Origin of the sequence: Klebsiella sp. 28 (assembly GCF_018223905.1) — a bacterium.
Taxonomy (GTDB): domain Bacteria; phylum Pseudomonadota; class Gammaproteobacteria; order Enterobacterales; family Enterobacteriaceae; genus Klebsiella; species Klebsiella pneumoniae.
Genome location: NZ_JAGRQY010000021.1, coordinates 101,477 through 123,678, shown reverse-complemented (window position 1 = coordinate 123,678; position 22,202 = coordinate 101,477). Strand labels below are relative to the sequence as shown.

The window sequence follows — 22,202 nt, the reverse complement described above, 5'->3', positions numbered from 1 at the left end:
GATACTATGCATGATTCATTAACCATTGCCTTGTTGCAGGCGCGTGAAGCGGCGATGGCCTACTTTCGACCGATCGTCAAACGACACAATCTCACCGAACAGCAGTGGCGGATCGTGCGAATTCTCGCCGAACGTCCGTCGATGGACTTTCACGATCTGGCCTTTCGCGCCTGTATCCTGCGCCCCAGCCTGACCGGTATTTTGACGCGCATGGAGCGGGATGGGCTGGTGCTGCGCTTAAAGCCAGTTAACGATCAGCGCAAGCTGTACGTCTCGCTGACGCCTGCCGGAACTGCGCTGTACGAAAGCGCCCAGGCGGAGGTGGAAGAAACCTATCGCCTGCTGGAGGCCCAGTTCACCACGGAAAAGCTGCAGCAACTGACCTCCCTGCTGGAGGAGTTTATTGCGCTTGGCGTCCCTGCCGGGCGCGGTGATGAAGAAGAGTAGCGGTTACGGCTCGGCGTTCAGCCTGGCGAGGGCAATAAGCGTTTCCGCGCGGGCGGGGGACAGCGGCTCTCTCGGCTGCGGCAGCGGCCAGCCATACAGCCAGCGGGCGCTGGCGGCGCAGGTGCGCCCCTGACAGGTGCCCATACCGCAGCGCTGGGTCAGTTTGGCCTGCAGCCAGTCGTCGGCGGCAGCTACGTCGCCGCAGCGCACATCTTCGCAACGGCACAGCAGGCTCTCCGGCGTCGCCGCGTTTTTCAACGACTCCGCCAGCCGGAAGGTGCGGTTTATGGCGTCGGCGAAGCGCTGCCAGCGCCGGGAGCAGCGCTTGCTCAATGATATTCGTCACGTCGCCTCCGGCCTGGTTCATCTTATCCGCCACCGCCTGCAGGCCGCCCGTGCTGCAGCAGAGGATCAGTTTCTGCCAGTAAACCACGCCGCCGCCATCGGCGATTTCAAACAGCACGCTGTGCGCAGGGGCGGGCAATCAGCCGCGCGCCGTTCACCTCCCGGATGGCGGCGATGTCGTTGGGGATTTACTACTGGGGCGCGCGCAGCTGCCTGCCGCAGGCTAACTTTAGCGGAGACGAAGAAGAGTAAAGGAGAACAGTATGGAGTCGGTAACTCTATCTTTACCTGAAGCTTATGACCTGGCGCTGGAGGTACTCAGCGCCAATGGATTTAGCGCCGACCACGCGGCGGCGATTGCCCGCAATGTGACCGCCGGGGAGCGCGACGGCTGCGCTTCCCACGGCCTGTGGCGGCTGTTGGGCATTGTCGATACCCTGCGCAAAGGTAAGGTATCGCCCGATGCCGAGCCGCAGATCCATGACCAGGCGCCGGCGATTGCGCGGGCGGACGCCGGGGGCGCTTTTTCACTGCTGGCCTACGAGCGCGCGCTGCCGCTGCTGCTGGAGAAGGCGCGCCACAATGGCATTGCGGCGCTGGCAATTAATCGCTGCGTTCATTTTTCCGCGCTGTTTGCCGATATTGAGCCGTTGACCGAGGCAGGGCTGGTAGGGCTGGCCTGTACGCCAAGCCACGCCTGGGTCGCCCCGGCGGGCGGCACACGTCCGCTGTTCGGCACCAACCCCATCGCCTTCGGCTGGCCGCGGCAGGATAAGCCGCCATTTATTGTTGATATGGCGACCAGTGCTGCGGCGCGCGGCGAGATCCAGCTGCATCAGCGCAGCGGCAAAGCGCTACCGGAAGGCTGGGGAATCGACAGTCAGGGACAGCCAACGACCGATGCCGCAGAGGTGCTGAACGGCGCGATGTTGACTTTCGGCGGCCATAAGGGCTCGGCGCTGGCGGCAATGGTTGAGCTGTTGGCCGGGCCGCTTATCGGCGATATGACCAGCGCCGAATCGCTGGCGTGGGATAACGGCGCGGGCGGTCTCCCCTACGGCGGCGAGCTGATTCTGGCGCTGGATCCGCAGCGTTTTCTCGGCGCGCAGGCACCAGAGCAGCTGGCGCGCGCCGAAACGCTGTTCATGGGTATGCAGGAACAAGGGGCGCGTCTACCGGGCGAGCGGCGTTTTGCCTGCCGCCAGCAGAGTGAACGGCAGGGGGTCATTATCAGTCGTTCATTGCATGATGAGATTTGCGCCTTGCGCCAGGGCGGGTAAGGCGCGAAGCGCCGCCGCCGGGACATCCCCCGGTTTTCCTACGCTTAGCCGGGCTACCGAACGTCGCGGGTTGTGTAGCCCGGGTAAGGCGCGAAGCGCCGCTACCCGGATGCCTGTCAAAACAGCGTGTCGAGCTCGTCCAGCACGTTGTAGTCGTCATCGACCAGCAGCAACGTCTTCCACTTATCAAAGGTCAGACACGGGTGCGAGGTGCCGAACAGCAGAATATCGCCGACCTGCACATCGCTGCCCGGCGCCAGGCGCAGCATACAATGCTGATCCATGATGCCGGTGCTGACGATCGACTCCGCGCGCAGCGCTAACTGCTGGCCATTACGATAATGGGCGATCGGCTGCGGCAGCCCGGCGTCGAAAGCGCAGTCGCGCTTGCCGAAATTCACTACCGCGCGATCCGCCTCCGGCACCGATTGCACCATCGCCATCAGCTCCAGCGCTGAAGTGAGATCGCCGGCGAGATCGCAGGCAATCGGATCGCGGGCGATCAGCGCTTGTTGGGCGAGATCGTAGATCCCGCGATCGTGGGTGATATAACAGCCAGGGCGGATGACGATACGGCAGCGGCGCGGTTTTGCCGCCGCCAGCCAGATGTTGCACACCACGTCATACCAGACGGTGCCCGCGCCGGTGAGAATAAATTCGCCGTCAACCAGCGGCTCCATGCGGCAGGAAAGCGCCGCTGCCTGCTGTAACAGCGCTTCCACCTGCGGCTGCGGATCGTCGCCGTGCAGCACCCCTTCATACAATTCCAGTCCGCGTAGCCGTAGCCCCGGCAGGTCGCTTACCCGCTGCGCCAGCGCCAGCGCGTCATCAACGCTACGACAACCGCAGCGCCCGCCAGGCACGCCAAGTTCAATCAGCACATCCAGCGTTTGTCCCTGGTCTGCGAAGAATGTGGAGAGGGCGCGCACGTTGACCTCGCTATCGACGCAGCAGATAAAATCCACCGCCCGATAGTGGGCTTTTAGCTGCGCGACCACCTGCATATTGGCTTTGCCGACCAGCTGATTAACCATCAGGACGCGTTGGATGCCGCTGGCCATTGCCGCGCTAGCCTGCCAGACGCTGCCCACGCCGATCCCCCACGCCCCCGCTCGCTGCTGCGCCTGAAATATCCATGGCGTCATTGTCGTTTTACCATGCGGCGCCAGCGATACGCCGCGGGCGTCGGCGTAGCGCTGCATCCATGAAATATTATTTTCCAGCGCCGACTTTTTTAGCAGCGCGGCGGGTAGACAGACCTCTTCCGCCAGCAGATTAGCCGGCGCGGACATGAGGGCGGATTTGTGCGGGATGAGCGGTGCTGAATGGTATTTCATAACACTATCCTTTCAGGGTTTATAATCGGTTAGTCGCTGGGTATCATTTATAACTATTTGATAAATATATTTTTAACATAAAAATGTTATTCGTTTTGAATAAAAGTATCACAAAACGATCTGAGTTTTGCGTAGTTTTCCACTGTTTTTTGCGCTTGTAAATGGTTAACTTATCGGCATGTCGAAAGGGAGTAATTGCTATGAAAGTTGACTGGCTTTTCAAAAACGTCACGGTGATCGACGGGAGCGGCGGGCCGCAATACCGTGCTGATGTGGCGGTGAAGGGCGATCGAATTATGGCTATCGCCCCGGCGCTGGACGTTGCGGCGGAGCAGGTGATTGATGGCCAGGGGCGGGTACTGGCGCCGGGCTTTATTGATGTGCATACCCATGATGATATCAACGTGATCCGCATGCCGGAGTACTTGCCGAAGCTCAGCCAGGGGGTGACGACGGTGATCGTCGGCAACTGCGGGATCAGTGCGGCGACCGCCACCATGCGGGGGGAAGTGCCGGACCCGATGAATCTCCTCGGCGAGCAGCAACACTTTATCTATCCCACCGTGGAGGCTTATGCCCATGCGGTGGAGGCGGCGCGACCGTCGCTGAATGTCGGCACGTTAATCGGTCACACCGCGCTGCGTAATAACCATATGGACGATCTGTTTCGTCCGGCGAACGAGACGGAAATCGCCGGCATGCGCGTACAGCTACGCGATGCGCTGCGCCAGGGAGCATTAGGGCTCAGTACCGGGCTGGCCTACGCCAGCGCCTTCCAGTCGACCACCGAGGAGGTGATGGCGCTGGCGGAAGAGCTGGCGGCCGGGAAGGGCGTCTATACCACCCATTTACGTTCAGAGTTTGAGCCGATTCTCGAGGCGCTGGACGAAGCCTTCCGTATTGGTCGCCACGGCAACGTGCCGGTGGTGGTTTCGCACCACAAGTGCGCCGGGGCGAAAAACTGGGGGCGTACCAAAGAGACGCTGGCCTTTTTCGATGAGATGCGCCAGCAGCAGGATATCGCCTGCGACTGTTATCCCTACTCCGCCAGCTCGTCGACGCTGGATATGAAGCAGGTGACCGACGAGTTTGATATCGTGATTACCTGGTCCGAAGCGCAGCCGGAGCAGGCGGGGAAAACGCTGCAGCAGATCGCCGATGAGTGGCAGGTGAGCCTGCACGACGCCGCGGCGCGGCTGATGCCGGCGGGCGCTATTTATCACAACATGGATGAGCAGGACGTACGGCGGGTGATGCGCTATCCGGTCACCATGATTGGCTCTGACGGGCTGCCGAACGATCCGATGCCGCATCCGCGCCTGTGGGGCGCCTTCCCGCGGGTGCTCGGCCACTATAGCCGCGACGAGCAGCTATTCCCGCTGACTACCGCGGTACACAAGATGACCGGGCTGTCGGCGGCGCGCTTCCAGCTGGTGGATCGCGGGCTGGTGAAAATTGGCTACTTTGCCGACCTGGTGCTGTTTGACCCGCAGACGGTGCGCGATGTCGCCAGTTTCTCCGACCCGAAACGACCGGCGGACGGCATTGAGGCGGTGATGGTCAACGGCGTGATGAGCTACGGCAGTGATAAGAAAATTACCGGACGGGCAGGGCGTTTCCTGCGTCGTCGGATGGACTAAGGAGTTGAGTATGAGTATCAAGCGTTATGGCGTAGAAGGTGGTACCGGTACCGGCGGGCAGCACCTGCCGTTCGCGCGGGCGGTGGAAGCGGGAGGCTGGCTGTACGTTTCCGGCCAGACGCCGATGAAGGACGGGGAAGTGGTGGAAGGCGGGATTGTCGACCAGTCGCGTCTGGCGATTCAGAACTGCGTAGATATCATGACCGAAGCGGGCTACACCCTGGCCGACGTGGTGCATGTTAAAGTGATCCTCACCGATGCGCGCTATTTTCAGTCGTTCAATAAGGTATTTCGCGAGTTCTTTGGCGACAACCCGCCTGCCCGCATCTGCTGCGTAGCGGACCTGGTGGTGGATTGTAAAGTCGAAGTGGATGTGACCTGTTTTAACGCTGCGCGACAATAACGCTCGAAACCTAAAATAAATCCCTCCCTTTGCGGGAGGGAGCATCAAAAAAGTGTGATATCGGCACCAGAGTGAATAAATAAATCGGTGCCACTGGGTTCGCTATGCCTTTTTTCAGGCATGGTTCCTGTTAACTCATAATATTCAGCGGCACGAATATTATTTATTACGTCTGGATGTGAGCCATGAATAATATGTCATTTATGATTTGGTTTTCCGTTTATGCCTGCGCGATGATTACCTTAGGCTGGTACGTTTCGCGCAAACAGAAAACCGGCGAAGACTTTTTACTTGGCGGTCGTTCGCTGCCGATGATCCTCACTCTCGGTTCGACGGTCGGCACCATGGTGGGGACCGGCTCCAGCGTCGGCGCCGTCGGCTTTGGCTACAGCAACGGCTGGGCCGGGATGCTTTACGGCCTCGGCGGCGCGGTGGGGATCCTGCTGGTGGCATGGTTATTTGCACCGGTACGTAAACTTCGCTTCATGACCATGAGTGAAGAAATGTCGTATTACACTGGCGGCAGTAAAATTATAAAAAACCTCGTCGCAATACTTATTTTTATTGCCTCTATAGGCTGGCTGGGGGCGCATATATTAGGCGGCGGATTATACCTAGCGTGGGCCAGCGGCATTGATATTAATGTCGCGAAAATTATTATCGCGCTGGCTTTTGTGGTTTATGTCGGTATCGGCGGCTATTCCGCGGTGGTGTGGATCAATACCATTCAATCGATCGTGCTGTTCGTGGGCTTTATTTTAATGGCGATACTGGCGGTTCATCACGTTGGCGGCTGGAGCCATATTCAGCAGGCCGTCGATCCGGCGGCGCAAAGCCTGTTCGCGGTCGATAAATTAGGCGTGCTGCCGGCGCTATCATTGGCGATGGTGATCGGCGTCGGCGTGCTGGCGACGCCTTCTTATCGCCAGCGTATTTACTCGGCGAAGACCGTCTCTTCGGTACGCCACTCTTTCACGATTACCGGCCTGCTGTATCTGGGATTCTCCTTCCTGCCGGCGATCATCGGTATGGCGGTATGGACCATGAACCCGCAGTTGGAGAACAGCGGCTTCGCCTTCTTGTTTGCCACCCAGGTGCTGCCGCCGGTGCTGGCGATGGCGATCCTGATTGCCGGCATGTCGGCCAATATGTCTTCCGGCAGCTCTGATGCCATCGCCGCGGTGTCCATTATGCTGCGCGACCTCTACACCCTGGTGACCGGCCATATGCCCGCGCCGGAGAAAGCGATTCGCCTGTCGCGGATCTTCCTGGTTCTGGTGATTGCGCTGGCGCTGCTGTTTGCCCTGACCTCCAACGACATCATCAGCTACATCACCAAAATGATCTCGATGATTATGTCCGGGATGTTTATCTGCACCATGCTTGGCCGTTTCTGGACACGCTTTAACTGGCAGGGCGCGGTCGCCGCGCTGGCCGGCGGCGCCGGGGCATCGGTTGCGGTGCTGGTGGATAGCGACTGGCTGGCGTTCTGGGGCAACCCGTGTATTCCGGCGGTGCTGACGAGCCTGGTGGCCTCGGTTGTGGTGACGTTACTGACCCCGGCAAGCAGCATGAGCCGCGAGCAGGCGCTGGAGATGATTACCCGCGAGCGTGAAAGCCGCCCAACGCCGCCGCCGCTGCCGATTGGCAAACGTCATACCTCACGCGGGTAAGGGGCAATCATGAACGAGTATATTGCCGTCGATTGGGGCTCCACCCAGCTGCGGGCATGGCGGATGCGTGATGGCGAATGCATCGACAAGCTGAAACTGCCCTGCGGCGTCACGCGTCTGAACGGGCAGCGCGCCGAAGCGGTATTTCAGCAGCAGCTGGCGCCGTGGCGCGGCGACCCCGCGCTGCCGGTGGTGATGGCGGGCATGATCGGCAGCGATGCCGGATGGCAACCGGTGCCTTATCTGGCCTGCCCGCTGGCGCTGGAGGCGCTCAACGGTCAGTTATATGAGGTGGCGGAAAAAGTGTGGATCGTGCCGGGGCTGAAAGTGGCGCAGGCTGCAGATTACGACGTAATGCGCGGTGAAGAAACGCAGCTGCTGGGCGCCTGGCAACTGATGCCCGCGGAGTGTTACGTGATGCCCGGCACCCACTGCAAATGGGTGCAGGTGCAAAACGGCGTGGTGCACCAGTTCGCCACGGCGATGACCGGCGAACTGCATCACCTGCTGCTTAACCATTCGCTGCTCGGCCAGCAATTGCCTGCGCAGTTGCCGGATGAAGCCGCTTTCGCCCTCGGTATGGAAAAAGGGTTAAATCAGCCGGCGTTATTGTCCGGGCTTTTTAGCGCCCGCGCCGCGCGGGTGTTAGGCGCGCTGGCGGCGACTTCGGTGAGCGATTATCTCTCCGGGCTGTTGATTGGCGCGGAGGTGGCGACATTCAGCGAACGCTATCGCGCCAGACGCGTGGTGCTGGTTGGTGAGCACTCGCTCAGTGTCCGTTATCAGCAGGCGATGGCGGCGCGTGGGTTAGCCGTTTCCCGTTGCTCCGGCGAGGCGGCGTTTCTTTCGGGTATAGCGAGGATGATTGATGGACAAGATTAAGCTGGTGGCGATTTTACGCGGCATTCAACCCGCTGAGGCGGCAGATCATATTGAGACGCTAATAAATGCAGGCTTTCGCTATATCGAAATCCCGCTCAACTCGCCGGACTGGCAGCAAAGTATTCCGGCGATGGTGCGTCAGTTTGGCGAGCGGGCGATGATTGGCGCGGGAACGGTGCTGAAGGTTGAACAGGTTGATTTTCTCGCTGAAGCCGGGGCGAAACTTATCGTGACGCCCAATACGGCCCCGGCGGTGATCCGCCGCGCGGTAGATAAGGGGATGCTGGTGTGCGCCGGCTGCGCGACGGCCTCCGAGGCGTTTAGCGCGCTGGATGCCGGGGCGCAATGGCTGAAAATCTTTCCGTCATCAGCATTCGGCGCGGACTATATTCGCGCGCTGAAAGCGGTGTTGCCGCCGGAGGTTCCGGTGCTGGCGGTCGGCGGCGTGACGCCGGAAAATCTGGCGACCTGGATACAGGCGGGGTGCGCCGGTGCCGGTCTGGGCAGCGATCTTTATCGCGCCGGACAGGCCGTGGAACGTACCCGCGAGCAGGCGGAGAGGTTTATCTCCGCCAGTAAAAGTTAGTCCCCCAGCGGCTGCCGATCGACGCCGCCGCGGTGGCTGTCGAGCGCCAGCTTAATACGGCGTAATTTGCCTTTTGCCTGGGGTTTGTTGGCCATCGCCAGTTCGGTGGCCAGCACATCGACCATCGCCAGCATCGCGTAACGGGAAGTGCTGGGCTTAAAGATATAGTCGTTTTCCCGTACCAGCAGCGGTAGCACCAGATCCGCCTGTTCAGCCAGCGGCGTTCCGGCGGGGGTAATCGCAATAACCTTCGCGCCGTACTGGCTGGCAATCGCCGCGCTCTCGATGATTTCCTGGGTATAGCCGCCCAGAGACAGCACGATCACCACATCCTGCGGCGTCACCGCCGAGCTCATCATGCGTACCAGCAGACCATCGCTCTGGCTGACTACCGGCAGACCGAGGCGAAACAGGCGATACTGAATTTCCTGAGCGCAGATGGTCGAACCGCCGCCCATCCCCAGGGCGAGGATCTGCCGCGCATCGCTCAGCCAGCTCACCGCGCGCTTCAGCGCCTCGATATCCAGCGCCCGCCGGTTGGTCTCCAGTACGCTGATGATTGACTCATAGATCCCCTGGACGCCTTCGAGATCCGGAACATCGAGGATAAACCGCTGGCCGACCGCAAGAGATTGCGCAAGCTTCATCTTCAGCTCGCGGACGTCTTTACAGCCGAGCGCCCGGGCAAAACGGGTGACCGAAGCCTGGCTGGTTTGCGTCAGACGCGCTATCTCGGCGATGGGCAGCTCCGCCGCCGCCGCGACATCATCGAGAATAAACTGCGCAATGCGTTTTTCGGTCGCCGTGAGTTCCACAAAGCGATCGGTTATGCAGGAAATAATATCGATTGACCAGGACATACGGTAACAACGGGTAAGTTTTGAATGGTACTTTGTACCATATTGCGCCGCTGAAATCAGTGCTGAAGTCTACAACGCCAGGCGCATGGCGCAGCGCGACTCGGGCGGCAGGCCGTGCCGGGTCTCCTGTTCCCTTTTTGCCGCCAGCCCGGCGGGCAGGGTCAGCTCATCGAGCATGGCGAATCCCAGACGGGTATAAAACGGCGCATTCCACGGCACCTCGCGGAAGGTGGTGAGGGTTACCGCCGGGTAGCCCATCTGCCGTGCGCTCTCAATAACCCGCTCCAGTAGCATCCGGCCGATGCCCTGTTGCTGCCAGGCCTGGTGGACGGCGACTTCGACGATAAATAACGCATCGTCGAGCGGTTCGGTCAGAATAAAGCCAACGGGTTGCCCGGCGGCTACCGCCAGCAGGCTATGCTCCGTTTCCAGATAATCATGATGGCGCGCAACGCTAATCACCTCGCTGTCCGCCAGCCAGGCGAGAGAAGGGATCTGGCGAAATGCCTGGGCGGCAGAACGTTCAATGGCGGGCAGAAGGGCGATATCGCTCTCCTGAGTCAGGCGTAATACGGCACCGGCAGTTATAGTGTTAGTTTTCATCACCTCAGCATAGCAGCCTTCGGGAGAAAAGTATGGAGCTGACCGCCGTTCCCGCCACGCAGTTCAGCAGCGTGCAGTTAACGGATATTCTCAACGCCTGTTTTGAAGCCTACCTGGTGCCTGTTACCCAGTCGGTAGAGGGATTTGTTCAGCGTTTTAGCGCCGAGGGGATGAGCCTGGTCGATTCCCGCGTCTGGCTGGCCGGAGATGAACCGGCGGCGATCGCGATCGTCGCGCGCCGGGGGAATGCTGCTCGCCTGGCGGCCTTTGCCCTGCGCCCGGCCTGGCGCGGCAAAGGCCTGGGCCGGAAACTGATGCAGGAGCTGCTGATGCTTTTGCAACAGCAGGGGATCGAGACGGTATTCCTGGAGGTGATCCGCGATAACCATGCGGCCGTCGCGCTGTATCAGTCGCTGGGCTTTACGCGACGCTATGGGCTCTGCGGCTACCTGAGTACAGAACTTCTGCCCCCGGTGCCGGGCGTATTACAGCTTTATCCCACCCTGTCCCTGCTTCGGCGCGCCATTGAGGAGAGTAACAGCCAGCTTCCCTGGCTGCTGGATCCGCTTACCTTCGCCACTCTGCCATGTCAGGTCGTGACGCTGGAACAGCGCGCCTTCGCGGTTCTAACGACGGCGGGCTCGCGCCCTGTACTGTCGTTTTTGTGGGTGGAGCCCGCCGCCCGCCGCCAGGGGCTGGCGCGTGAGCTGCTGATGGCGCTGGCGCAGCAGTTCCCGGGCATTGGTACTTCGGTGACGGTCCCGGAAACTTTTACGCCGCTGTTTGCCGCGGCCGGATATACGCCGCTCTCGCTGCAGCAGTATGAAATGACGATGGATCTGGCCGACGCGTAGTCGGCTTAGCCGGGAGTGTGCGCTGGACCGCAAAAAACAGCACGAGCCGTCGATAAGCCTCTCTTTTCCCGCATCATATCCCTTCGTAATGGCGAAGAGGGGGATGCGATGCGTAAAACGGAACTGTTGGCTTTTTTGCAAAATCAGACCGATTTTTTCGATCCGGATAACCTGAGCGAGGTCTTCACCGCCAGCTGGCTGGCCCGGCGTTTCGCGATGCAAAGAAATACCGCCAGCCATTATCTCAATCAGCTGGTCGCTCAGGACGTGCTGGTGAAAATCAACACCCGGCCGGTCTATTTTCTGCATAAAAAAGCCTTTTGCCAGCAGTTCTACCCGCTTTCCCGCAGTGAGTATGCCAGCATGGCGGAGTTACTCGCGGAGAGCGACCGCCAGCCGGAGCAGGCGGACCATTTTTCGTTGCTGACCGGGCATGACGGCAGCCTGCGTAAACCGATTGAGCAGATGAAAACCGCGCTGTTTTATCCTAACGGCGGGCTACCGCTGCTGATCACCGGCGACAGCGGGACCGGCAAAAGCTATATGGCTGAGCTGATGCATGAGTTCGCCATCGCCCAGGAGCTGCTGGCGCCCGATGCCCCCTTTGTGAGCTTTAACTGCGCGCAGTATGCGAGTAATCCGGAGCTGCTGGCCGCCAACCTGTTTGGCTACGTCAAAGGCGCGTTTACCGGTGCGCAGAGCGATAAAGCGGGGGCGTTTGAGGCGGCAAACGGCGGGATGCTGTTTCTCGATGAGGTCCATCGCCTGGATGCTCAGGGACAGGAGAAGCTGTTCACCTGGCTGGATCGTAAGGAGATCTACCGGGTGGGGGAGACCGCGCAAGGCTTGCCGATTTCGCTGCGGTTGGTGTTTGCCACCACCGAAGATATTCACAGCACTTTTCTCACCACCTTCCTGCGCCGAATTCCGATCCTGGTTAGCTTGCCCGATCTTCAACACCGTAGCCGCGAGGAGAAGGAGGCGCTAACGCTACAGTTTTTCTGGCAGGAGGCGCGCACGCTTGCCGCCCGGCTGCAACTAACGCCGCGACTGTTGCAGGTCCTGACGCAGTATGTTTATCGGGGCAACGTCGGCGAGCTGAAGAATGTGGTGAAGTACGCCGTGGCGTCAGCCTGGGCCAGGTCTCCGGGCCGCGAAATGTTGACCGTGACGCTGCACGATCTGCCGGAAAATGTCATGGCCGCGACGCCAGCGCTCAGCGAAGCGATGGGCCAGCAGGAGCCGCTGCTTATCGAGCCGCAGACCAGCCTGGTCTGGCTGCTGCGCGCGCGCGACCCGGTACAGGGGCTGATCTATGACGTTCAGTGTCGGGTTCTGGCGCAGTATGAAGCGGTGCTGAATAAAAAAACGGTCTGGGAAGAGGCGCAAAGGAGCATGGGGGAAGAGATTGAAACCCTCTTCGATCGGCTGATCTTTGATAATCATGACTCCAGTAGCTCGCAGATGCTGCTGCTGATCGCTCATCAGGTTCGGGAGGAGTATTATCGCCTGGAAAAGCGCTTCAATATCCAGTTTAACGGCAACTGCCTCTACGCGCTGAGCCACTACCTGATCCACCGATCCCGACAGGCGCAGTCCACGATAAACAATGAAAAAGCCCGCCAGCTGGAGGACTTCCTGGTACAGAAGTTTCCGCTGCTGTATCGCTTTTGCGAAGCGATCCTCGGTGCGTTGACGCTGAAGCTGGATATTGAACCCCAGCGTATCGACCTGCTGCTGTTAGTGCTGTGGTTCCACAAGAATGGCGCCATCAGCCAGCAGCAGGTGACCCGGGCGATAATTCTCGCTCACGGTTACGCTACCGCCAGCAGCATCGCCAACGTGGCGAACCGCTTGCTGAAAAGCCAGCTCTTTGAGTCATTCGATATGCCGCTGGACGTGACGCCGGAGGCTATCGCTAACCAGGTGATGGCCTACATAGAGAGCCATGCCCTGGCATCAGGATTGATAATCCTGGTCGACATGGGATCGCTGAACGCCATTCACCGCCATTTTAATCGTCGCCTGAGTACGCCGATGGCGATCATCAACAATGTCTCCACCGGTATGGCGATGTACGTCGGGGAGCGCATTTTGCAGGGCGTTATGCTGGAAGATATCGTCCGCGAGATCGGCGATGACCTTGCGGTTGAGCACCAGCACTATTACCCGCAAACCGATAAGCCGCGGGCGATTTTAACCACCTGCGCGACCGGTCTGGGCGCGGCGGCGAATCTGTCGGCGCTGTTAAAAGCCAGCATTCCTGAAGCGCTTGGCATTGATATTGTGGCCTGCGATGTGGAGACCCTTGCCGATCCCGCGCGACGGGAGCCGATGCTAAGCCGCTATGAGGTGCTGGCGATCGTCGGTACCCTGGATCCGCATCTTGCCGATCTACCATGGATCTCGCTGGATTCGCTGATCTCTGGCGAAGGGAGTCGTCCGCTGATGCGCATTTTTGGCGAACTGGCGACGGCGGAGCAGGTCAGCGAGATCAACAACCTGATCCTGAAAAACTTTTCGCTGCGCCGGGTGATCGAGTCGGTGACGATCCTCGATACGGCTAAGGTGATCAACCAGGTTGAGCAGTTTTTGCTGCGCTATGAGCATCTGGCCGGGCGCGATGTACCTAACGATCGTAAGGTCGCGCTGTATGTGCATATCAGCTGTCTGATAGAGCGATTAATTCGTCACGCTTCCCCAGCCCAATACACTGGAGGGCAGTGTCCGGATCGCGAGCTGGCTACGCTACGCGAGGCCTTTAGTGTCATAGAGAGCGGGTATAGTGTCAAAATTCCCGTTGTAGAGCTCTGCTACATTCACGATATCCTGACGCGGGAAACAGAATTTATTCAGGAAGATCAAGACTTTTAACACATCTCTTCTTTTTTATCCTTGCGTTAGCCGACGCGCCACTGTTTCTGGCACGTCGGTTGCAATTAAGAAAGCAGTGGAATGCGCTTTCGAGGTAAGGATGAAACGACACTATATTTTTGCCAGCCATGGCAGCTTTGCTAACGGTTTGTTGAACTCCGTGGAACTGATCCTCGGTAAACAACCCGACATACATACCTTGTGTGCCTACGTGGAAGAAGAGGTCGATCTGACGCAGCAGGTGGAAGCGCTAGTGGCGCGTTTCCCGGCGCAGGATGAGCTGATCGTGATTACGGATATTTTTGCCGGTAGCGTGAATAACGAGTTTGTTCGTTTTTTATCTCGCCCACATTTCCATTTATTATCCGGTTTAAATCTGCCGTTAATTATTGACTTGCTGATTTCCGCAGCCGAAGACAATACCGAAAAATTAATTACCGAGGCATTAACAAACGCCAAAGAGAGCATTCAGTACTGCAATCAAACGATTGCCAGCGCGATGACTATGGATAAAGACTTCTGAAATGAGGAAGCATGATGATTACATTATTAAGGGTAGACCATCGATTACTTCACGGCCAGGTGGCCTTTTCCTGGACCCAATATGTCGGCGCCGATTGTATTTTAATCGCCAACGATAGCGTCCCTGGCGATGAGTTGCGGAAAACCACCATTAAGCTTGCCAAACCGCCCTCGGTGAAGCTGGTGATTAAAAATATAAATGATTCTATTGAGGCAATAAAAAGCGGGGTTACCGATAAATATAATTTATTTATTGTTGTGGAGTCGGTTAATGACGCCTGGCGTATTGCCAGCGCCATCGACGAAATAAAAAGCATAAATCTTGGCGGAATAAAGGCTAAAGAGGGCAGTAAAAATATCTCTAAGGCGATTAATTTACTGCCGACAGAAATAGAACAGCTACAACAACTGGTGGGCAAGGGCGTCGAAGTGGAGATTCGCCAGGTCCCGAACGATCGCAAACAGCTTTTTGCGGAATGCGTGTAATTCCGGAGGACAGATTATGGTAGAGGCTCTCTTACTGGGTCTGGTGGCGTTTATCGCGCAATCGGAATATGCCTTAGGGACGTCGCTAATTTCACGGCCTATCGTCACCGGGCTGTTGACCGGGCTGGTGCTGGGGGATGTACAGACCGGCGTCATTATGGGCGCGACGCTGGAGCTGGCGTTTATCGGCTCTTTCTCCGTTGGCGCCTCGATCCCGCCCGACGTCGTGACGGGCGGTATTCTCGGCGTGGCGTTCGCCATTACCTCTGGCGCAGGCACAGAAACGGCGTTGCTGCTTGGCCTGCCTATCGCCACGCTGACTTTGATCCTGAAAAACATCTATCTGGGGATGTTCATTCCAATGCTTAGCCAGAAGGCGGACGGGTATGCGGAACGGGCGGATCTCCGCGGCATTGAGCGGATGCATTTGATTGCCGGATTCGGCCTGTCGCTGATGCTTGCCGCGGTGGTCACCGTCTCATTCCTGGTGGGCAGCAACGCGGTGAAATCCCTGCTCGATACGATCCCGGAATTTATCAAACATGGGCTCAGCGTCGCCACCGGCATCATCCCGGCCCTCGGCTTCGCGATGCTCGCCAGGCTGCTGATTAACAAGAAAGTGGCGCCGTATTTTTTCCTCGGTTTTGTGCTGATGGCCTATTTGAAAATCCCGGTGACCGGTATCGCCATTCTCGGCGCTATCGTGGCGGTGGTCATGGTTAACGTCACCGCATTGAATTCACCTCGTATCACGACAGAACAAGGAGTCAGCGATGACGACGAAGATGATTTCTGAAGAGACCCTGCAGCCGCAGGCGCAGGAAGAAACCCGGATTACGCCGCGCGATTTACGCCGGGTGTTCTGGCGCTCTTTCCAGATGGAGTTCTCGTGGAACTATGAGCGGCAGATGAATCTCGCCTTTGTTTACGCGTTGATCCCGGTGCTGAAGAAGCTCTATCCGCGCAGAGAGGAGCTGGCCGCAGCGCTGAAGCGGCATCTGGTTTTTTTCAATACCACGCCGCATATCGTCACCCTGCTGCTGGGGATCACCACGGCGATGGAAGAGAAAAACAGTCAGCAGAAAAACATGGATGCCACTGCGATTGATAACGTCAAAGCCTCACTGATGGGACCGTTAGCCGGGCTGGGTGACTCTTTCTTCTGGGGGACGCTGCGCCTCATCGCCACCGGGATCGGCACCAGCCTGGCGCTGAAGGGCAACATCCTCGGGCCGATCCTGTTTCTGCTGGTGTTTAACGTGCCGCACATTCTGGTGCGCTGGTGTTTTACCCGCTGGGGCTACGTACTGGGCACCGGGGTCCTGCAGCGGATCCAGAAGAGCGGAATGATGGAGAGCCTGACCTACGGGGCGTCGATTATCGGTCTGATGGTAGTCGGGGCGATGACCGCTTCAATGATCGATATCACCATTCCTCTCTCCTTCGGCGCCGGGGAGGCCAAAACCCAGGTACAGGACATTATCAACGACATTCTGCCCTGCATGCTGCCGTTGGTGAGTTTTGGCATCGTCTACTGGCTACTGGGACGGAAAGTTAAACCGCTCTCAATTATTGGCGGCATGGCGCTGGTGGGCATTCTGGGTTCGTGGATCGGATTGTTTTAACGGGAGTGAGCTATGCGACCAACAATGATGACATATATCAGTGAAGAGCCAGCCTGCCTGGCGCAGATCCTGCGCGAGTACCGGCAAAAGCTGGCGCCGATTGAAACCTTCGCCCGCCAGCACCCGGTACGGCGGATATTATTGCTCGCGACCGGATCGTCGCTGAATGCCGCGCTGTGCGCGCGCTATTTCTTTGAGCAACGCTTCGGTGTGCTGCTTGACATTAAAGAGCCGTACAACTTCACCCATTACGACGCGATCGACCCGCATGCCGATCTGGTGGTGGCGATTTCACAGAGCGGAAAAAGCGCGTCGACGCTGGAGGCGATGCGTAAGGTACAGGCTTCCGGCAAATCGGTTTTCGCCCTGACCTCAGATCCGCAAAGCCCGATAGGATGCGCCAGCGATGGCGTTCTGGATATTAATACCGGGATCGAGAGCGTAGGGTTTGTGACCCGCGGCTTTAGCGCGACGGTGCTCAACCTGTTGCTGATAGCGCTGATCATTGCTCGTAAGCAGGAGAAAGCCAGCGAGGTCGAGGAGCAGCACTATCTCGCTGAATTGCAGCGGCTGGTAGCGGCGATCCCGGAGGTTATCGTCCGTACCTCGCGCTTTATTGACCGCCATAGCGAAACGCTGCGTAGCGGCGAGCGCTTTGTCGCCACCGGCTACGGCGCGCTGGTTGGCGTGGCGAAGGAGTTCGAAACCAAATTTACCGAGACGGTGCGCGTGCCTTCCAGCGGCTTTGAGCTGGAAGCCTATATGCATGGCCCCTATTTGGAAGCCAATGCCCGCCATGTGATGCTGTTTATTGAAGATACGCCGGACGCGCGAACCCGGGCGCTGCGCGACTATCTGGCGCCGTCCATTGACCGGGCCTTTACCCTGACGCTGGGTGACGAAGAGGATGCTCAAACGCTGGCGCTAAACTGTCCGTGCGAGCATCACCTGGCGCCTCTGCTGCTGATTGTCCCAGTGCAGATGCTCGCCTGGCATACCGCAGGACTGAAAGGCATCGATCTGGCTAAACGTATTTTCGACGATTTTGACCGCGTCTTAAAAAGTAAAATCTGAATATTCAGGAGAAAACTATGTTGGGTTTTAATCAGGACGAGTACCTGACCAGTGCTCGCGAGATCATCGCTGCGCGTAAACAGGCTGAAACCGTAGCCGACGATATTTATGACAGCGGCTGTAGCGCATTATTTTTTGCTTCGGTAGGTGGTTCCCTGGCGCCGATGATGGCAATTAATGAATTTGCCAAGGAATTAACCAGCGTGCCGGTATATCTTGAACAGGCCGCGGAGTTAATCCATCGCGGACATAAAAAATTAAATAAAGATGCGGTTGTCGTTACGTTATCTAAATCCGGCGATACCAAAGAGTCGGTCGCCATTGCCGAATGGTGCAAGGCACAGGGGATCCGCGTGGTAGCTATTACTCGTCACGCCGACTCGCCATTGGCTGCCGCCGCCAGCTGGCATATTCCGATGTGCCACAAAAATGGCGTGGAATATGAATATATGCTGCTGTACTGGTTATTCTTCCGCGTCATTTTTCGTCACGGCGAGTTTGCTGATTATGCGCGATTTGCCAGCCAGCTCGAGTTACTGCCGGAAAATCTCCTGCAGGCGAAACGCCAGTTCGATCCCCGAGCGGATAGCATTGCCGCGCAATACCATGACTGCGACTATATGATGTGGATTGGCGGCGCGGAAATGTGGGGCGAGGTCTATCTGTTCTCAATGTGTATTCTCGAAGAGATGCAGTGGAAGCGGACGAAGTCGGTGAGCTCCGCTGAATTTTTCCACGGCACCCTGGAGCTGCTGGAAAAAGAGGTTCCGCTGTTTCTGGTGAAAGGCGAGGGGAGATGCCGGGCGCTGGACGAACGCGTCGAGCGTTTTGCCGAAAAAATAACTGACCATCTGGTGGTTATCGACCCGCGCGACTATCCGCTGAACGGCATTGATGACGCGTTCCGCTGGATTATGGCGCCGTGCGTGGTGTCCACCCTGCTGGTGGACCGGCTGGCGGCCCACTTTGAACACCATACCGGCCACGACCTCAATATCCGCCGTTACTACCGGCAGTTTGATTACTAAGCCGTGTTGATGGCGGCCAGCCGGGCTGGCCGCCATGCTATTCTCCGAGGCGCTTCCCAGAAAATTGTCGTCAAACCCAACCGGGTAAAAACCGGTGATAGAGTCCGGCTTACCTTCTCTTTCAGGCAAGCGGATGGCCATGAAAAAACGGATGACCTCGACGCCGCACGATGCGGTCTTTAAGCGATTTCTTCGTCACCCGGAGACAGCGACTGATTTCCTCACCCTCTACCTTCCCGAAGCGATCCTTCAGCGGTGCGATTTCTCTACCCTGAGGCTGCAATCGGCGAGCTTTATCGATGAGGATCTGCGCGCCTGGTATTCAGATGTCCTCTGGTCGGTGCAGACCACCTGCGGCACGGGGTATGTTTACGTGGTGATAGAGCACCAGAGCTCACCGGATAGCCATATGGCCTTTCGCCTGATGCGCTATGCGATTGCCGCAATGCAGCGCCACCTGGATGCCGGGCACAAAACGCTGCCGCTGGTGGTGCCGATGCTTTTTTATCACGGTGCAACCAGTCCGTATCCTTTTTCCCTCAACTGGCTGGATGAATTTGCCGACCCGCAGCTGGCGAAGACGCTGTATGGCTGTCCGTTTCCATTGATCGACGTGACGGTGATGCCGGACGATGACATCGTGCAACATCGGCGAGTCGCCTTGCTGGAGCTGATGCAAAAACATATTCGCCAGCGCGATCTCAGCGGCATAACGGAGTCGTTGGCGGCCGTTGTGATGCTGGGATACACTAACCGTCGGCAGTTGAGAATGCTGTTTCACTATATGCTGCAGTACGGTAATACGGCCGAGCCGGGCGTGTTTCTCCGCCGGCTGGCCCGCCGTCTGCCACAGTATGAGGAGACATTGATGTCTATCGCGCAAAAGCTTAAGCAGGAAGGTCGGCAACAAGGCCGACTGGAAGGCCGGGAAGAAGGGCACCTGGAGGGCTTGCAGGAAGGCAGCCGACGCGAGGCGCTGCGCATTGCCGGCAGTATGTTACAGAATGGCCTCGACAAAGAGATGGTACAGAAGATCACCGGACTGTCGACTGATGAACTACAGCCGCTGTGTGGTTAACGTCCTGCCACGACAACCGCTGCCCGGCGCGAAAATTCGCCGGGCAGGATTGCGTTAGCCTTCGCTTTTCACCACTTTGATCTCCACCATGCCGATCCCCAACTGACGCGGGGAGTGGCCGAGGATATTGCCCTCGTTAGTGGTTTGCGGGTCCGGCGGGGTGATGATCAGCGTGTTGCTGCGCGTTGGGTTGTCAAAATGCAGCGTCGTGGTAGTCACGTCATTATCCAGAGTGAGCACTTGCTCACTTTCTCCAACTCGCACCGGAATCGGCTTATTAGCGTTTGGGCCATAAGCTTTGGCGGTGATCACCAGATCAAATTTCTCCGGCAGCGGCTCTTTATATTCAATCTTCACGTCGCTGCCCAACTGAGCATTGGACCACCGCCCCCACGACTCGGGACGCGAAATACCGCTGAACTGTTTAACCTCTTCCGGGGCGCCAGCGACGTTAAACACGAAGCTGTCGGCCTTATAGCGAATATCGTTGTCGACAATTTTCAGCGTATCGACGTTGCCCTTATAGCGCTCCATATCGATAAGGGTGTCCCTGAAGGCGGTCTTGCCGTGCCACTGCGGCTTATCAACGTGCTGGACCTTCTGCTCACCCCCCAGCTGTCCCTGCGAGACGCACCAGTCGGTGGAGAGCGCCAGCTCAGGCGACCACAGCTGGCCCATTTTATAGCAGCGATCGACCCACACGAAATTATCCCGTGGCGCGAAATCGGCCAGCTGGAAGCGCAGCGGCGCAGAGTATTCACTCTCCGGCAGNNTCTCCGGCAGCGGTTCTACGCGCTGGTCAGATACCCGCAGCAGCAGCGGCAGGCGGAAATGGCTGCCGGAGAAAGCGATCATATTTTTTTGCGAGTCGATGGTGAAATTCTTCATTTCTTTGGGGAAATTCCACAGGCGGATCACGTCAGGCTTCCATGCCAGGACTTTCTCTTTCATATTCATGAAAATACCGGAGAGCGACTGGCCGGAGAGGCTGCTACGCCCGAGGCCGATATAGTTATCGCCGCCGAGAATATCCAGCACCGTCGCGCCGTTATCCATGGTGTTGCGTTTCACCGCCAGGGTCTCCTGCTGCGGTTTATCGCCGCGCAGGACGAAGAACAGATTGCTGCGATCGTGCTTGTTGAGATAATCCCAGGCGCTGTTCTTCATGGCCAGGTGATCGGAAGAGACCACGATGACCGTGTTTTTGAAATAGGGTGAGGCTTTAATCTTTTCTATCAGCGCGGCGATATGTTCCTGACTGCAGCTAACGGCGCTGAAAGAGAGGTTTTTCTTGCCGTCCACATCATAGCGTTTACGCTCGCAGGTGCGTGAGATAAAACCGTCGGGATGGTGGGTATCCACCGTCAGGGCGAAGAGCGAGAAGCGTTTCCCGGACTGCGACAGCTCTTCGAATTTTTTCCAGGTCTCGTCGAGCACAGTGTCGTCATAGAAGCCCCAGTCGTTGCGGTAGGTAGGATCCGCCACCGTAGTTTTTAGCTCTTCCGCCCCGTACAGATGATCGAAGCCGTGGGATTTAAGAAACACGTCTTTGCCGGCAAAGCGCAGGTTAGCCCCCTGCACAAAGTAATTCTCGTAACCGGAGTTCTTCAGAATATCGCCAAGGCAAATATTCTGTGGAAAGAAGCTGGAGACTGAGGCTGAGGCATTACCTTCGAACGGCGCGAACAGCGGAATGCCGCACTGTGAGGCGACCATGCCGGCGATAGTGTAATCGGTCCCCGGCAGCTGCATGGTATTGCTGAAATCAATGGCCTCAGCTTTAATTCTGCCAAGCTCAGGGGTGAGGTTTGGGAAGGCGTCGTTATCAAAATAGGTGCGCTCGAGACTTTCGCCATAGATATAGACCAGGTTCAGCTGCGGATTGTCGATTTGCTTCGACGGCTCTTTATAGTACGCGGCAAAGTCTGGATCGCCCTCGCGTGACTGGGATTTCACCAGCTCGCTGATCTGATGGAAGGCCGGGCTGGCATCAACGGAGGCCAGCGCCAGCAGTAGCGCCGCCAGGCTGTAACCGACGTGATGAGGATGATGCCGACGGCGGCGCAGCACCCAGCCGAGGGCGCCAAAGACGGCGACCAGTGCGACGGCCACGCCGACCCCCGGCAGTATATATTTGCCGATCCCGGCGCCGGTCAGGCTGTTGGTCAGAGTGTAGAGTACCGCGTCGTTGATGCCGTCGCCGGTGAAGTAGTCACTGGCGTAGAGGGTGATATTCAGCACCACGAACAGGCCTAACACCGTGAGCGTGGCGGCAAACCACCAGGTGTTACGACCCGCTTTCCAGGCATACAGCACCACCGAAGCTAAAAATAAGGCGATGGATAACAACTCTGACACAGCTCATCCTCATTAATGCCAGTTATCGGCTGGCAGAACAGATTACTTTTCAAGCCCCACTGTAATTGCAGCGCCATCTTGCTGCAATTCTAGCGTCATGAAAGTGTGCAGTTATTCAGAATTGGTTTAGAAGTTGCCTTTTTTGATCGGCATCGCATCGGGCGAAATGGGAAAACGGAACAGGAAAACTGCAAAAAAAAGCGTTTCAGGCCGCGGCGCCGCCGCGAAGGCAACAAATGCGGCCTTG

The 22,202-nt window shown here is 57.8% G+C and carries 21 protein-coding genes and 1 pseudogene; 16 read left to right on the top strand and 6 right to left on the bottom strand.

Annotation, left to right across the window (positions count from 1 at the left end; translation table 11 throughout):
* The first annotated feature begins 6 nt into the window (after positions 1-6).
* A complete protein-coding gene (gene hpaR / locus KHQ28_RS04290; RefSeq protein ID WP_002887503.1) occupies positions 7-447 on the top strand; it encodes a homoprotocatechuate degradation operon regulator HpaR in 441 nt (146 codons plus the stop codon).
* A 3-nt stretch (positions 448-450) separates the two neighbouring features.
* On the opposite strand, the pseudogene KHQ28_RS29065 reads toward hpaR, so the two are convergent.
* Positions 451-777, bottom strand: a pseudogene (locus tag KHQ28_RS29065) (FAD/NAD(P)-binding oxidoreductase); the annotation flags it as partial.
* A 278-nt stretch (positions 778-1,055) separates the two neighbouring features.
* Here KHQ28_RS29065 and KHQ28_RS04280 point away from each other — a divergent pair.
* On the top strand, positions 1,056-2,072 hold the full coding sequence (locus KHQ28_RS04280) for an Ldh family oxidoreductase (protein ID WP_004214400.1): 1,017 nt from the start codon (positions 1,056-1,058) through the stop codon (positions 2,070-2,072).
* A gap of 116 nt (positions 2,073-2,188) precedes the next feature.
* Here KHQ28_RS04280 and KHQ28_RS04275 read toward each other — a convergent pair whose 3' ends face one another.
* A complete protein-coding gene (locus KHQ28_RS04275) occupies positions 2,189-3,409 on the bottom strand; it encodes an amino acid deaminase (RefSeq protein WP_032418079.1) in 1,221 nt (406 codons plus the stop codon).
* A gap of 43 nt (positions 3,410-3,452) precedes the next feature.
* Entirely contained in the window at positions 3,453-3,632 is a 180-nt protein-coding gene (locus tag KHQ28_RS04270; RefSeq protein WP_032418078.1) for a hypothetical protein, read from the bottom strand.
* Between KHQ28_RS04270 and KHQ28_RS04265 the strand changes: the two genes are divergently transcribed.
* The 5 genes from KHQ28_RS04265 to KHQ28_RS04245 all read left to right on the top strand — a co-directional run bounded on the left by KHQ28_RS04265 (position 3,610) and on the right by KHQ28_RS04245 (position 8,593).
* On the top strand, positions 3,610-5,049 hold the full coding sequence (locus KHQ28_RS04265; RefSeq protein WP_032418077.1) for an amidohydrolase family protein: 1,440 nt from the start codon (positions 3,610-3,612) through the stop codon (positions 5,047-5,049). The two genes, KHQ28_RS04270 and KHQ28_RS04265, sit on opposite strands and share 23 nt — an antisense overlap.
* Before the next feature lie 10 nt (positions 5,050-5,059).
* A complete protein-coding gene (locus KHQ28_RS04260) occupies positions 5,060-5,452 on the top strand; it encodes a RidA family protein (RefSeq protein ID WP_004177530.1) in 393 nt (130 codons plus the stop codon).
* Between the two features lie 185 nt (positions 5,453-5,637).
* Positions 5,638-7,125, top strand: a complete 1,488-nt coding sequence (locus tag KHQ28_RS04255) for a sodium:solute symporter family protein (RefSeq protein ID WP_032418076.1) — start codon at positions 5,638-5,640, stop codon at positions 7,123-7,125.
* 9 nt (positions 7,126-7,134) lie between these two features.
* Complete coding sequence (locus KHQ28_RS04250; protein ID WP_032418075.1) at positions 7,135-8,007, top strand: 2-dehydro-3-deoxygalactonokinase; 873 nt, start codon at positions 7,135-7,137, stop codon at positions 8,005-8,007.
* Positions 7,994-8,593, top strand: a complete 600-nt coding sequence (locus tag KHQ28_RS04245) for a 2-dehydro-3-deoxy-6-phosphogalactonate aldolase (RefSeq protein ID WP_004146077.1) — start codon at positions 7,994-7,996, stop codon at positions 8,591-8,593. Before KHQ28_RS04250 ends, KHQ28_RS04245 begins: the two co-directional genes overlap by 14 nt.
* On the opposite strand, the gene KHQ28_RS04240 is transcribed toward KHQ28_RS04245, so the two are convergent.
* Positions 8,590-9,453 (bottom strand): MurR/RpiR family transcriptional regulator, encoded by an 864-nt coding sequence (locus KHQ28_RS04240; protein ID WP_021467401.1) that lies wholly within the window; start codon positions 9,451-9,453, stop codon positions 8,590-8,592. The two genes, KHQ28_RS04245 and KHQ28_RS04240, sit on opposite strands and share 4 nt — an antisense overlap.
* Positions 9,454-9,522: 69 nt before the next feature.
* Positions 9,523-10,056, bottom strand: a complete 534-nt coding sequence (locus KHQ28_RS04235) for a GNAT family N-acetyltransferase (protein ID WP_002887560.1) — start codon at positions 10,054-10,056, stop codon at positions 9,523-9,525.
* 32 nt (positions 10,057-10,088) lie between these two features.
* Here KHQ28_RS04235 and KHQ28_RS04230 point away from each other — a divergent pair, with 32 nt between their 5' ends.
* From KHQ28_RS04230 to KHQ28_RS04190, 9 genes are all read left to right on the top strand, one after another.
* The gene (locus KHQ28_RS04230; RefSeq protein ID WP_032418074.1) at positions 10,089-10,910 is read left to right on the top strand and encodes a GNAT family N-acetyltransferase; all 822 of its coding nucleotides are present in this window, start codon (positions 10,089-10,091) and stop codon (positions 10,908-10,910) included.
* Positions 10,911-11,018: 108 nt separating this feature from the next.
* On the top strand, positions 11,019-13,784 hold the full coding sequence (locus tag KHQ28_RS04225) for a sigma 54-interacting transcriptional regulator (protein ID WP_032418073.1): 2,766 nt from the start codon (positions 11,019-11,021) through the stop codon (positions 13,782-13,784).
* A gap of 100 nt (positions 13,785-13,884) precedes the next feature.
* A complete protein-coding gene (locus KHQ28_RS04220) occupies positions 13,885-14,307 on the top strand; it encodes a PTS sugar transporter subunit IIA (protein ID WP_002887606.1) in 423 nt (140 codons plus the stop codon).
* 14 nt (positions 14,308-14,321) lie between these two features.
* Entirely contained in the window at positions 14,322-14,792 is a 471-nt protein-coding gene (locus KHQ28_RS04215) for a PTS sugar transporter subunit IIB (RefSeq protein ID WP_002887607.1), read from the top strand.
* A 16-nt stretch (positions 14,793-14,808) separates the two neighbouring features.
* Complete coding sequence (locus KHQ28_RS04210; protein ID WP_002887608.1) at positions 14,809-15,588, top strand: PTS mannose/fructose/sorbose/N-acetylgalactosamine transporter subunit IIC; 780 nt, start codon at positions 14,809-14,811, stop codon at positions 15,586-15,588.
* Positions 15,566-16,417 (top strand): PTS system mannose/fructose/sorbose family transporter subunit IID, encoded by an 852-nt coding sequence (locus KHQ28_RS04205; RefSeq protein WP_004146068.1) that lies wholly within the window; start codon positions 15,566-15,568, stop codon positions 16,415-16,417. Before KHQ28_RS04210 ends, KHQ28_RS04205 begins: the two co-directional genes overlap by 23 nt.
* Before the next feature lie 12 nt (positions 16,418-16,429).
* Positions 16,430-17,491 carry an SIS domain-containing protein gene (locus tag KHQ28_RS04200; protein WP_032418072.1) on the top strand — a complete coding sequence of 354 codons (1,062 nt, stop codon included), beginning with the start codon at positions 16,430-16,432 and terminating at the stop codon, positions 17,489-17,491.
* Between the two features lie 17 nt (positions 17,492-17,508).
* Positions 17,509-18,519: an SIS domain-containing protein gene (locus tag KHQ28_RS04195; RefSeq protein WP_004178531.1), complete on the top strand. Its 1,011-nt coding sequence runs from the start codon at positions 17,509-17,511 to the stop codon at positions 18,517-18,519.
* A 133-nt stretch (positions 18,520-18,652) separates the two neighbouring features.
* Positions 18,653-19,597 (top strand): Rpn family recombination-promoting nuclease/putative transposase, encoded by a 945-nt coding sequence (locus KHQ28_RS04190; protein ID WP_072198303.1) that lies wholly within the window; start codon positions 18,653-18,655, stop codon positions 19,595-19,597.
* 54 nt (positions 19,598-19,651) lie between these two features.
* On the opposite strand, the gene opgB is transcribed toward KHQ28_RS04190, so the two are convergent.
* A complete protein-coding gene (gene opgB, locus KHQ28_RS04185) occupies positions 19,652-21,955 on the bottom strand; it encodes a phosphatidylglycerol--membrane-oligosaccharide glycerophosphotransferase (RefSeq protein WP_211777567.1) in 2,304 nt (767 codons plus the stop codon).
* Positions 21,956-22,202 lie beyond the last annotated feature (247 nt).

Coding starts and splice junctions, on each gene's coding strand:
- KHQ28_RS04200 (WP_032418072.1), top strand. CDS start 16,430: ATGCGACCAACAATGATGACATATATCAGTGAAGAGCCAGCCTGCCTG.
- KHQ28_RS04240 (WP_021467401.1), bottom strand. CDS start 9,453: ATGTCCTGGTCAATCGATATTATTTCCTGCATAACCGATCGCTTTGTG.
- KHQ28_RS04250 (WP_032418075.1), top strand. CDS start 7,135: ATGAACGAGTATATTGCCGTCGATTGGGGCTCCACCCAGCTGCGGGCA.
- KHQ28_RS04190 (WP_072198303.1), top strand. CDS start 18,653: ATGGCCATGAAAAAACGGATGACCTCGACGCCGCACGATGCGGTCTTT.
- KHQ28_RS04225 (WP_032418073.1), top strand. CDS start 11,019: ATGCGTAAAACGGAACTGTTGGCTTTTTTGCAAAATCAGACCGATTTT.
- KHQ28_RS04210 (WP_002887608.1), top strand. CDS start 14,809: ATGGTAGAGGCTCTCTTACTGGGTCTGGTGGCGTTTATCGCGCAATCG.
- KHQ28_RS04255 (WP_032418076.1), top strand. CDS start 5,638: ATGAATAATATGTCATTTATGATTTGGTTTTCCGTTTATGCCTGCGCG.
- KHQ28_RS04220 (WP_002887606.1), top strand. CDS start 13,885: ATGAAACGACACTATATTTTTGCCAGCCATGGCAGCTTTGCTAACGGT.
- KHQ28_RS04195 (WP_004178531.1), top strand. CDS start 17,509: ATGTTGGGTTTTAATCAGGACGAGTACCTGACCAGTGCTCGCGAGATC.
- KHQ28_RS04230 (WP_032418074.1), top strand. CDS start 10,089: ATGGAGCTGACCGCCGTTCCCGCCACGCAGTTCAGCAGCGTGCAGTTA.
- hpaR (WP_002887503.1), top strand. CDS start 7: ATGCATGATTCATTAACCATTGCCTTGTTGCAGGCGCGTGAAGCGGCG.
- KHQ28_RS04235 (WP_002887560.1), bottom strand. CDS start 10,056: ATGAAAACTAACACTATAACTGCCGGTGCCGTATTACGCCTGACTCAG.
- KHQ28_RS04260 (WP_004177530.1), top strand. CDS start 5,060: ATGAGTATCAAGCGTTATGGCGTAGAAGGTGGTACCGGTACCGGCGGG.
- KHQ28_RS04280 (WP_004214400.1), top strand. CDS start 1,056: ATGGAGTCGGTAACTCTATCTTTACCTGAAGCTTATGACCTGGCGCTG.
- KHQ28_RS04265 (WP_032418077.1), top strand. CDS start 3,610: ATGAAAGTTGACTGGCTTTTCAAAAACGTCACGGTGATCGACGGGAGC.
- KHQ28_RS04215 (WP_002887607.1), top strand. CDS start 14,322: ATGATTACATTATTAAGGGTAGACCATCGATTACTTCACGGCCAGGTG.
- KHQ28_RS04275 (WP_032418079.1), bottom strand. CDS start 3,409: ATGAAATACCATTCAGCACCGCTCATCCCGCACAAATCCGCCCTCATG.
- KHQ28_RS04245 (WP_004146077.1), top strand. CDS start 7,994: ATGGACAAGATTAAGCTGGTGGCGATTTTACGCGGCATTCAACCCGCT.
- KHQ28_RS04205 (WP_004146068.1), top strand. CDS start 15,566: ATGACGACGAAGATGATTTCTGAAGAGACCCTGCAGCCGCAGGCGCAG.